This is a genomic window from Pseudomonas sp. 43(2021) (assembly GCF_017490805.1).
Taxonomy (GTDB): Bacteria; Pseudomonadota; Gammaproteobacteria; order Pseudomonadales; family Pseudomonadaceae; genus Aquipseudomonas.
Window position 1 is genome coordinate 128,965 of sequence record NZ_JAFGYJ010000015.1, and the last position, 9,291, is coordinate 138,255.

Below are 9,291 nucleotides of genomic sequence, written 5' to 3' on the forward strand. Positions count from 1 at the left end.
CGTTTTCGGGTCGCTGTGGCGACCGGGTGTGAGAACCCGATTTTGAACGTATCGGCTGCGTAATGGCGACCGTGCGCGGGCAGACCTTGGTCTGGCCGAGCTTCCTATGTTCACTCGGTTTCTCACCTCGTGCACGGTTGCCGCCTTTGTTCCGTGAGAAAGAATGAACACGGCAGCTCCTTTGAACTAGGGAGTTTGAAAATTGAAAACGATCGATACTGATCCCCGCAGCCCCAAGCCAATCACCACCGCAGGCGTGGAAACCTTCCTCGCAGCCGGCAACCCATCCCTCAATCTGCTACGCGTACAGCCCGGCGTCCCCGTCGATGCTGCCTACGAGCATGTCTCGATCCTGATGGGCTACATCAAGCACCTGGTGCGCGAGGGGGATATGGAGGATGACCATAAATTCCTGGGCGCCGCCGATTATCTGTGCGACATGGCCAAGGCGCTGATGAACGATATCGAGATTGCCAAGAACAAGGCGCATTGAAAGGTGTGGGAGTGGGCACGGCATTGCATGGCACGGGCTTCGCCCGTGTTCGCGGGCACGCCCGCTCCCACAGTAACTGCGCAAACCTGCAGATTTTTGAGCAAGAAAAAGAATCCACAAAGGCCCCGCAAACAATGCTTGCGCCAACCACAAGAAATGTTTATGCACAAGTGGCATCGGCGACTTGCGCGAAAGGCATGCCGGAGCGCTACACCGCCGGTCTTTGCGCAAACGCCTGTTTTTACTGGCCTTGACGGGCAAGCCGGAATAAGCCAAGCGCTTGAAATAGCGCTTGGATCCAACAGGTAATCACAAGCTTGTTCACAGAGTTATCCACAGGTTGTGCTGCGGCTAACGGTCGCGTTCGGCAAGGATAAGCAGGTTGCGCGGAGTAAGTGGATAGTCGCAGAACAGGCCAAGGCGCACGTTGTAGCCTTGTTCTTCGAGGAACAGGGCGCGATCGAGTACCAACCACAGCTCCAGCGGCCGGCGGAACAGGTTGCGCACACGCTCCAGGTTGCGGACCTCGGCCAGGCGCTGCCAGCCGGCGGCTTCCAGGGCTGCCCAGTCCGGGTTGCCAGTCAGCTGCAATTGCTTGAGTTCGGCCAGGTCGCGGCAGTACTGATCGAAGGGCTTCTCCAGCCAGGCTACGGGTAGTGACGGTGTCGGCAGGTACTCATCGGTCTGGCGTTGCTGGCGCTGCAGCAGGTCGAAGCCCAGGCGCCTGGCCATCGAGGTGTCGCGCTGGCGCCGCACGCGGGCACCGGCGGTAACGGTTTCGCTCAGGGGCAGGCCCAGGTCGTCCAGTGACAGCCGCAGGCTGGAGGCTTGGGCGACTGTGGATAACGCCTGGTATTGCTGCGCCGCGATGCGGTTGTAGCAGCAGGGCGCCACGGCCAGTTGCCGGCAACCTTGCTGGCTGGCCAGTTGCATCAGGCGTACATGCAGGTCGCCACAGGCATGCAGGGCGACCACGCTTTTGTCGCCAGCCAGGTGGCGGGCGCTGTCATCGGCCATCACATCCTGGTGCACATGTTGCGCCGGCAAATGGTGGTGCGTGCTCAGGGCCTGGCCGGCGGCGACCAGCTCGGCGTCGTATTCCAGGCAGGTCAGCTGCTGGCCGGGTTGCAGCAGGCGGCGGCCCAGGTGGCCTTTGCCGGAGCACCAGTCCAGCCAGTGGCGGGGCGGTTCGCGGAAGGCCAGGTGGCTGGCGAAGGCTTCGATCTGCTGCCATTTGCGGCCGGGGACGGCGACGTCGAGGCGGTGCGCGGCGGTGGGTAGATCGGTCGCCGGGAGGTTGCCGAGGGTCGAAAGCTGTTGGGCTTGCTGGGCCAGTTGCGGGAACGGGGCAGGCAATGGGGCAGCGGTGTTATCGGTTTCGGCGTCTGCCAGGGAGCATTGGCGCAGGTGGGCGGCAAGCTCGGGGTGGGCGGCTTCCCAGGCCAGTTGCAGGGTGGTGAAGGGGCGGGGTTTCCACAGCTGCTGGTGCTCGATCAGGAACTGGTCGAGGGCCTGGAAGCGGGTGCTTAGGTGGGGGCTGTGGAGGTGGTTGGGCATGGGGAGGAAGTGTGTTGGGTTTTAGGGCCTCTTCGCGGGTGAACCCGCTCCCACAGGTATAGTGCACAGCTTGAAGGCCGTGGGGTCTCTGTGGGAGCGGGTTTACCCGCGAAGAAGGCTAGGTGGTCTAGCGGCCTTGGCAGGCATCCACGCGCAACCAGCGCTCCAGCAGCTTGAAGCCTTGCACCAGTACGAACGAGATCACCAGGTAGAACACCCCGGCGGCAAAGAAGATTTCTACCGGCAGGTAAGTGCGGGCGATGATGGTACGGGCCATGCCGGTCAGTTCCAGCAGGGTCACGGTACTGGCCAGGGCGCTGGCCTTGAGCATCAGGATCACTTCGTTGCTGTACGCCGGCAGGCCGATGCGCGCGGCGCGTGGCAGCATGATGTAGAACAGCGTCTTGCCCCGCGACATGCCCAACGCCCGTGCCGCCTCGATCTCGCCCTTGGGGATCGCCTGCAGCGCGCCGCGCAGGATCTCGGCGATGTAGGCGGCGGTATGCAGGGTCATGGTCAGCACGGTGCACCAGAACGGGTCGCGCAGGTACGGCCACAGCGAACTCGAACGCACCATGTCGAACTGCGCCAGGCCGTAGTAGACCAGGAACAGCTGCACCAGCAGCGGCGTGCCACGGAAGAAGAAGATGTAGCTGAACGGCACGGCGCGCACGTACCAGTGGCGCGAGGAGCGGGCGATGCCCAGCGGGATGGCCAGGATCAACCCGGCAACTACCGCGATGGCCACCAGCTCCAGGGTCAGGGTCGCACCCTGGGCCAGGCGTGGCAGCCATTTGATGATGACTTCCCAATTCATTATTCGGCCCTCGCAAAGCCGCGAGCGGCGCGTTTTTCCATGAAGTGCATGCCGGTCATGGCAATGATGGTCAGGCTCAGGTAGATGCAGGCCGCGACCATGTAGAAGGTGAACGGCTCTTTGGTCACGGTCACGCCGATTTGAGCATGGCGCATGATTTCTTCCAGGCCGATCACCGACACCAGTGCGGTGTCTTTCATCAGGATCATGAACAGGTTGCCAAGGCCAGGCAGGGCGATGCGCCACATCTGCGGCAGGATGATCCGCGACAGGATGCGGCCCTTGGACAGGCCCAGTGCCAGGCCGGCTTCACGGTGGCCCTTGGGGATCGCCAGGATGGCGCCACGGAACACTTCGGTGGCATAGGCGCCGAAGCACAGGCCCAGGGCAATCACGCCAGCAGCGAAGGCGCTGAGCTCCAGGCCCGGCAGGTTCAGGGCTTCGCCGAGGGCGTTCATCAGCCCGACGGTGCCGAAATAGATAAGCAGTACCCAGAGCAGTTCGGGCACGCCGCGAACCAGGGTCGAGTAGAAGCCGCCAAGCCATTGCAGCGGCTTGATCGAGGAAGTCTTGGCCAGGGCGCCGAGCAGGCCCAGCACCAGGCCCAGCAGCAAGGCGCAAAGCGCCAGTTTTACGGTCATCAGGGTGCCGGCCATCATGGCCGGACCGAATCCGTGCAGGTCGATATTCATGGGCAGGTCATTCTAGGGACTGGCGCGCCGCAAGGGCGCGCCGGTCGGGGCGGATCATTCGATGCTGAACGGGAAGTACTTGTCGTTGATCTTCTTGTACGTGCCGTCGGCCTTGATTTCTGCCAGGGCCTTGTTCAGGTCGTCGCGCAGCTTGGTGTCACCCTTGCGCACGGCAATGCCGATCTTGTCGCTGTCCATCACCGGCTCGCCCTTGAACTCGAAGTTCGAGCCGTCTTTGCTCTTCAGCCACTCGTACTGCACGTACTTGTCGGCCAGGATGCCGTCGATGCGGCCGGAAACCAGGTCGAGGTAGGCGTTTTCCTGGGTGTCGTACAGCTTGATCTCTACGTCGTCACCGTAGTTGTCTTCAAGCCAGGTGCCAGCCAGGGTGGCGCGCTGGGTGCCGATCACCTTGCCCTTGAGCGAAGCCTTGTCGGTCTTGAAGTCGGCGTTTTTCGGCGCGATGAACTGCAGCTTGTTGGAGTAGTACGGCTCGGTGAAGTCCACCGCCTGCTTGCGCTCGTCGGTGATCGACAGCGACGACACCAGGAAGTCGAACTTCTTGGCGTTCAGGGCCGGGATGATGCCGTCCCAGTCGGAGGTGACGACCGAGCACTCGACTTTCATCTTGGCGCACAGGGCGTCGCCGATGTCTTTGTCGAAGCCGACCACGTTACCGCTGGCATCCTTGTTGTTGAACGGTGGGTAGGCGGCTTCGATACCCATGCGCAGTTTTTCTGCGGCCAGGGCGTTGGCCGACATTACCAGCGTGGCAGCAGCTGCCAGGAGGAACTTCTTGTAAGTGTGCATGTATTGCTCCGTTAGCGGTGGCTGGACATGAATTGCTTGCAACGCGCCGAGGTCGGGTTTTCGAAGACCTGCTGCGGCGATCCCTGCTCTTCGACCAGGCCTTGGTGCAGGAAGACGACTTCACTGGACACATGGCGGGCAAAGCTCATCTCGTGCGTCACCAGCAGCATGGTACGGCCTTCTTCGGCCAATGCGCGGATAACGTTTAGCACTTCCTGGACCATTTCCGGGTCGAGCGCCGAAGTTGGCTCGTCGAACAGGATGACCTTGGGCTTCATGGCCAGGGTACGGGCAATGGCGGCGCGCTGTTGCTGGCCACCGGAAAGCTGGGCGGGGTAGCTGTGGCGCTTGTCGTAGATGCCGACCTTGTTCAGCAGGGCTTCGGCGGCTTCGATGGCCTCGGCCTTGCTCTGGCCGAGCACGCGGCGTGGCGCCTCGATGATGTTGTCGAGGATCGACATGTGCGGCCACAGGTTGAAGTTCTGGAAGACGAAGCCGATCTCGCTGCGCAGGCGGTTGATCTGGCGGTTGTCGGCGGCGACCAGGTCGCCGTTCTTGGCGGCCTTGAGCTTGAGGGCTTCACCGGCGACCAGGATTTCGCCCTGGTGCGGGTTCTCGAGCAGGTTGATGCAGCGCAGCAGGGTGGACTTGCCGGAGCCGGACGACCCCAGGATGGAGATCACGTCACCGTCGCGCGCGGTCAGCGAAATGCCCTTGAGAATTTCCTGCTCGCCGTAGCGTTTGTGCAGATTGCGGATTTCCAGCGCGGGCGTGGCCTGAGCCATGTGCGGTCCTCATGTGTACGGGTGCGTTCCCAGCTGTTGGCGGCCTTCCTGGCGTGCGCCAAGCTAGCATAGCGGCATTATGACGGCCAACAGGGTCGCTGGGCACTCGGGGCGCTGGTGGGGCAGTTTGTCGCATCGTTGCAGCGCAACGTCGCGCGGATGTCCGCGAAGGTGTCGCCCAGCACCAGAGCCTTGATGAAAAAAGGCGCGATGGTGCCAGCTTTGGCCCGCTCATGGAAGCGGTTTTAGACCTTTCGCGGGCACGCCCGCTCCCACAGGTTCTTTAAAAAGCCCAAATGGTTGCACCTGACCTGTGGGAGTGGGCGTGCCCGCGAACGGGGGCGGCCAGGTCTTGAGGTTGTACCTGTAGGTTGCACTTTTTGGCATTGCAGTGGTGCACAGGTGTTACCTGGGAGCACCTTTGGTGCATTTGTAAGTGGGTATTTCAGTAATCCGATGATTTGGCGGCCTTTCGGTCAGCCACTGGCCGAAAGCCCTCCAAACCGCGTACTAAAAGGCCCGACGACTTTTCTGACGAATGCATTCAGCACATGGCGCGCTTATTGCCAGTAGGAAACCGCCGATTGCAGCGACGCCCAGGTCAACCCCAGGCGCGCTCCGTACCCGCAGTCGGCGTGGTCCACTCCTTACAAAGGTAGTTTTAATGAGCGGTAACAATTCCAATGACCTCGCTCAGGGGCTCAAACAACGGCATGTGACCATGCTGTCCATCGCTGGCGTCATCGGTGCCGGTCTGTTCGTTGGCTCCGGCCACGCCATCGCTGCTGCCGGCCCTGCCGTGCTGCTAGCCTATGCTGCCGCCGGTACGCTGGTCGTGCTGGTCATGCGCATGTTGGGCGAAATGGCGGTCGCCTCGCCTGACACCGGGTCGTTCTCTACATATGCCGACCGCGCCATCGGGCGCTGGGCCGGTTTCACCATTGGCTGGCTGTACTGGTGGTTCTGGGTGCTGGTCATTCCGCTGGAGGCCAACGCCGCCGCGGCCATTCTGCATGCCTGGTTCCCTGCGGTTGACCTGTGGGCGTTCTCCCTGGTCATCACCCTGGCGCTGACCCTGACCAACCTGTGCAGCGTGAAGAACTACGGTGAGTTCGAGTTCTGGTTCGCCCTGCTCAAGGTGCTGGCAATCATCGGCTTCATCGCTGTGGGTTGTGCTGCCTTGTTCGGCTTTGTGCCGAGCAGCCAGGTAAGCGGTGCCAGCCACCTGTTCGACACCCAGGGCTTCATGCCTAACGGCCTGGGCGCGGTGCTGGCAGCCATGCTGACCACCATGTTCTCGTTCATGGGTACCGAAATCGTTACCATCGCCGCAGCCGAGTCGAAGGACCCGGGCAAGCAGATCAGCCGCGCCACCAACTCGGTGATCTGGCGTATCTGCCTGTTCTACCTGGTGTCGATCTTCCTGGTCGTGGCCCTGGTACCGTGGAACGACCCGGCCCTGGCCGAGACCGGTTCCTACCAGACCGTGCTGAGCCGCATCGGCGTGCCGAATGCCAAGCTGATCGTCGACATCGTCGTGCTGATCGCCGTGACCAGCTGCCTGAACTCTGCGCTGTACACCTCGTCGCGCATGCTGTTCTCGCTGAGCAAGCGTGGTGACGCCCCGGCCATTGCCCAGCGCACCACCAAGTCGGCTACCCCGCATGTGGCGGTTCTGCTGTCCACTGCTGCGGCGTTCCTCTGTGTGTTCGCCAACTTCGTGGCCCCGGCCCAGGTATTCGAGTTCCTGCTGGCCAGTTCCGGTGCCATTGCGCTGCTGGTGTACCTGGTGATTGCCGTATCGCAGCTGCGCATGCGTGCCCAGCGTGAGGCCCGCGGCGAGAAGATCACCTTCAAGATGTGGCTGTTCCCGGGCCTGACCTGGGCGACCATTGCCTTCATCATTGCCATTCTGGTGGTGATGGCGCTGCGTGAGGACCACCGCGCCGAAATCATCGCGACCGCACTGCTGAGCATTGGTGTGGTGGCGGCTGGCTTGCTGGTGCACCGCAAGCGTGAAGCTGCCGGGCGGGTGGCGCTGGATAACTGATCCGCGCTGGCTGAAATGAAAAGGCCGCGTCCTGTGAAGGGCGCGGCCTTTTTATTGCCTGTACCGGCCTCTTCGCGGGTAAACCCGCTCCTACAGGTACACCACATATCTCAATTGCGGTGATATCCCTGTGGGAGCGGGTTTACCCGCGAATGGGCGGGGCAGGTCACATGGCCCTGTCAGCCAAACTGCTTCTGCTGCTGTTGCTGCTTGGCAACCAGCTCCGAAGCGGCCACGTAGGCTGCCTGGAACTCATCGCTTTCCAGCCAGGCCATGGTGGCTTCTTCGTCGGCCCCATCCAGCCATTTGCGGTAGGCGTTGAACACCAGCACGATGTAGTCGGTGGCGTGTTCTTCCTTGTGCCCTTTGAGCACCAGGGCCAGCAGCGGGTCCACCAGGAACACCGAGATCATCGGCACCAGGCCGCCTTCCTGGGCTTCCTTCATTTTCTTGAACAGCGGGTCGTAGCTGCCCGACTCCATGGCCTTGTTGTACACCTGCTCGATGCTGGCGCTGTCGCCGGCACTGGCCTTGACTGCCTGGCCGCTGCGTACCATGCGGTTCTGCTTGGCCTTGCTGGCTGCGCGTTTGGCGCGTTTCTGTTGCTTGGTAGGGGTGGCCATGGGGCAATCCTTGGGTGTGTCTGAAAGTGCGCGTATTGAAGCGCAATTGCCCGAGAAACCCAAGCCGTGTGCCTAGGCAACGCAGGCTGGGGCGTTCTGCCATGGACATGCCTCCTGATTATGCCTGCCAGCCGGCCTGCGTAACGTCTCTCCCGCTGTCACCCATGTTCGGGTGGCGGCTCGACATTGCGCCAAATCGGCGTTTGCAGATGCGCACAGTTGCGCTGAAGGAGAGAGCGATGAAGCACTACTACCTTGTGACCCTGTACGGCTATGACGGGGAGGGTGAGCTTTTCTATTCGACGGGGTTCGCCAAATGCAACCGGCAGTCAATCACCAAGGCTGACCTTGAGGCGATTGTTCAAAAAGGCAAAGAGGACAGTGAGTTCGAACTCAAACTGCACGGAGTTTCCTATCTGGGCGAAATGACCGAGGATGCCTTCGAGCATCTCCGTTCCATGCAGGACGAATAAGATTCGCCCGCAGCCCGTCTTCGGGCTGCGGTGTCTGTCGAAGGCGGGTCGAGTTTTCAGGCTGCTGGCTGGGGTGCCTCGTCTTCTTCGAACCCGCGTGAAGCCCGACCTACCAGCAGAGGGTCGGGTGCATGTGCCACCTGAGGGTCCTTGCCCGGGTAGTCCAGCGCGTGCAGGAAATGCCGGATGCAATTGATCCGCGCACGCTTCTTGTCATCGGACTTGATCACTGTCCATGGCGCATCGGCCGTGTCGGTATGGAAGAACATCGCTTCCTTGGCAGCGGTGTAGTCGTCCCACTTGTCCAGCGACTTGATGTCGATTGGCGACAGCTTCCAGTGCTTGAGCGGGTCGTCCCGGCGCGAGATGAAGCGGCGCAGCTGCTCTTCGCGGTTCACCGAGAACCAGTACTTGAACAGCAGGATGCCGCTGTTGCACAGCATCCGCTCCAGGTCCGGGGCCTGGCGCATGAATTCCAGGTACTGCAGGGGCGTGCAGAAGTCCATCACCTTCTCGACCCCGGCGCGGTTGTACCAGGAGCGGTCGAAGAACACCATTTCACCCGCCGTGGGCAGGTGCTGGATGTAGCGCTGGAAGTACCACTGGCCTTTTTCCTGCTCGGAAGGTTTTTCCAGGGCAACGATGCGCGCACCACGAGGGTTGAGGTGTTCCATGAAGCGCTTGATGGTGCCGCCCTTGCCTGCGGCATCGCGCCCTTCGAACAGGATCACCACGCGCTGGCCGGTTTCCTTCACCCAGCTCTGTACCTTCAGCAACTCGATCTGCAGCGCGTGCTTCGCCTTTTCGTAGTCCTGGCGACGCATACGGGTGCGGTAGGGGTAGCTGGCCGGCAGGCGGGCCGAGGTGCTGTCTTCGTTGCTGCCCTTGGGGGCGGTGGCGACTTCCAGTGCCGCAGGTTGCTGGCTGATGCTGGTGATGGCCGGCTCCGGCTTGCGCTGGCGGGGGCGGCGCGTGCGGGCTGTGGTAATGG

10 protein-coding genes are annotated in these 9,291 nt (G+C 62.0%); 3 read left to right on the forward strand and 7 right to left on the reverse strand.

What is annotated here, in order from left to right:
• The first annotated feature begins 202 nt into the window (after nucleotides 1-202).
• On the forward strand, nucleotides 203-493 hold the full coding sequence (locus tag J5M71_RS15030) for a DUF3077 domain-containing protein (RefSeq protein ID WP_207833166.1): 291 nt from the start codon (nucleotides 203-205) through the stop codon (nucleotides 491-493).
• A 351-nt stretch (nucleotides 494-844) separates the two neighbouring features.
• Here the strand turns inward: J5M71_RS15030 and J5M71_RS15035 are convergent, their stop codons facing one another.
• The 5 genes from J5M71_RS15035 to J5M71_RS15055 all read right to left on the reverse strand — a co-directional run bounded on the left by J5M71_RS15035 (nucleotide 845) and on the right by J5M71_RS15055 (nucleotide 5,154).
• Nucleotides 845-2,050: a methyltransferase gene (locus J5M71_RS15035; RefSeq protein WP_207833168.1), complete on the reverse strand. Its 1,206-nt coding sequence runs from the start codon at nucleotides 2,048-2,050 to the stop codon at nucleotides 845-847.
• 127 nt (nucleotides 2,051-2,177) lie between these two features.
• Nucleotides 2,178-2,867: an ABC transporter permease gene (locus J5M71_RS15040; RefSeq protein WP_063914486.1), complete on the reverse strand. Its 690-nt coding sequence runs from the start codon at nucleotides 2,865-2,867 to the stop codon at nucleotides 2,178-2,180.
• Nucleotides 2,867-3,559 carry an ABC transporter permease gene (locus J5M71_RS15045; RefSeq protein ID WP_063914487.1) on the reverse strand — a complete coding sequence of 231 codons (693 nt, stop codon included), beginning with the start codon at nucleotides 3,557-3,559 and terminating at the stop codon, nucleotides 2,867-2,869. The genes J5M71_RS15040 and J5M71_RS15045 overlap by 1 nt, the downstream gene beginning before the upstream one ends.
• Nucleotides 3,560-3,613: 54 nt before the next feature.
• Nucleotides 3,614-4,369, reverse strand: coding sequence for an ABC transporter substrate-binding protein (locus tag J5M71_RS15050; protein WP_087501945.1), 756 nt, complete (start codon nucleotides 4,367-4,369; stop codon nucleotides 3,614-3,616).
• A gap of 11 nt (nucleotides 4,370-4,380) precedes the next feature.
• A complete protein-coding gene (locus J5M71_RS15055) occupies nucleotides 4,381-5,154 on the reverse strand; it encodes an ABC transporter ATP-binding protein (protein ID WP_003257472.1) in 774 nt (257 codons plus the stop codon).
• Nucleotides 5,155-5,818: 664 nt separating this feature from the next.
• On the opposite strand from J5M71_RS15055, the gene gabP reads away from it, so the two are divergent.
• Nucleotides 5,819-7,204 carry a GABA permease gene (gene gabP, locus J5M71_RS15060; RefSeq protein ID WP_013970487.1) on the forward strand — a complete coding sequence of 462 codons (1,386 nt, stop codon included), beginning with the start codon at nucleotides 5,819-5,821 and terminating at the stop codon, nucleotides 7,202-7,204.
• 179 nt (nucleotides 7,205-7,383) lie between these two features.
• Here gabP and J5M71_RS15065 read toward each other — a convergent pair whose 3' ends face one another.
• A complete protein-coding gene (locus J5M71_RS15065) occupies nucleotides 7,384-7,827 on the reverse strand; it encodes a hypothetical protein (protein ID WP_013970488.1) in 444 nt (147 codons plus the stop codon).
• Between the two features lie 239 nt (nucleotides 7,828-8,066).
• On the opposite strand from J5M71_RS15065, the gene J5M71_RS15070 reads away from it, so the two are divergent.
• A complete protein-coding gene (locus tag J5M71_RS15070; RefSeq protein ID WP_207833169.1) occupies nucleotides 8,067-8,300 on the forward strand; it encodes a hypothetical protein in 234 nt (77 codons plus the stop codon).
• 56 nt (nucleotides 8,301-8,356) lie between these two features.
• On the opposite strand, the gene ppk2 is transcribed toward J5M71_RS15070, so the two are convergent.
• Nucleotides 8,357-9,229 (reverse strand): polyphosphate kinase 2, encoded by an 873-nt coding sequence (ppk2, locus tag J5M71_RS15075; protein ID WP_207833178.1) that lies wholly within the window; start codon nucleotides 9,227-9,229, stop codon nucleotides 8,357-8,359.
• Nucleotides 9,230-9,291: the final 62 nt, after the last annotated feature.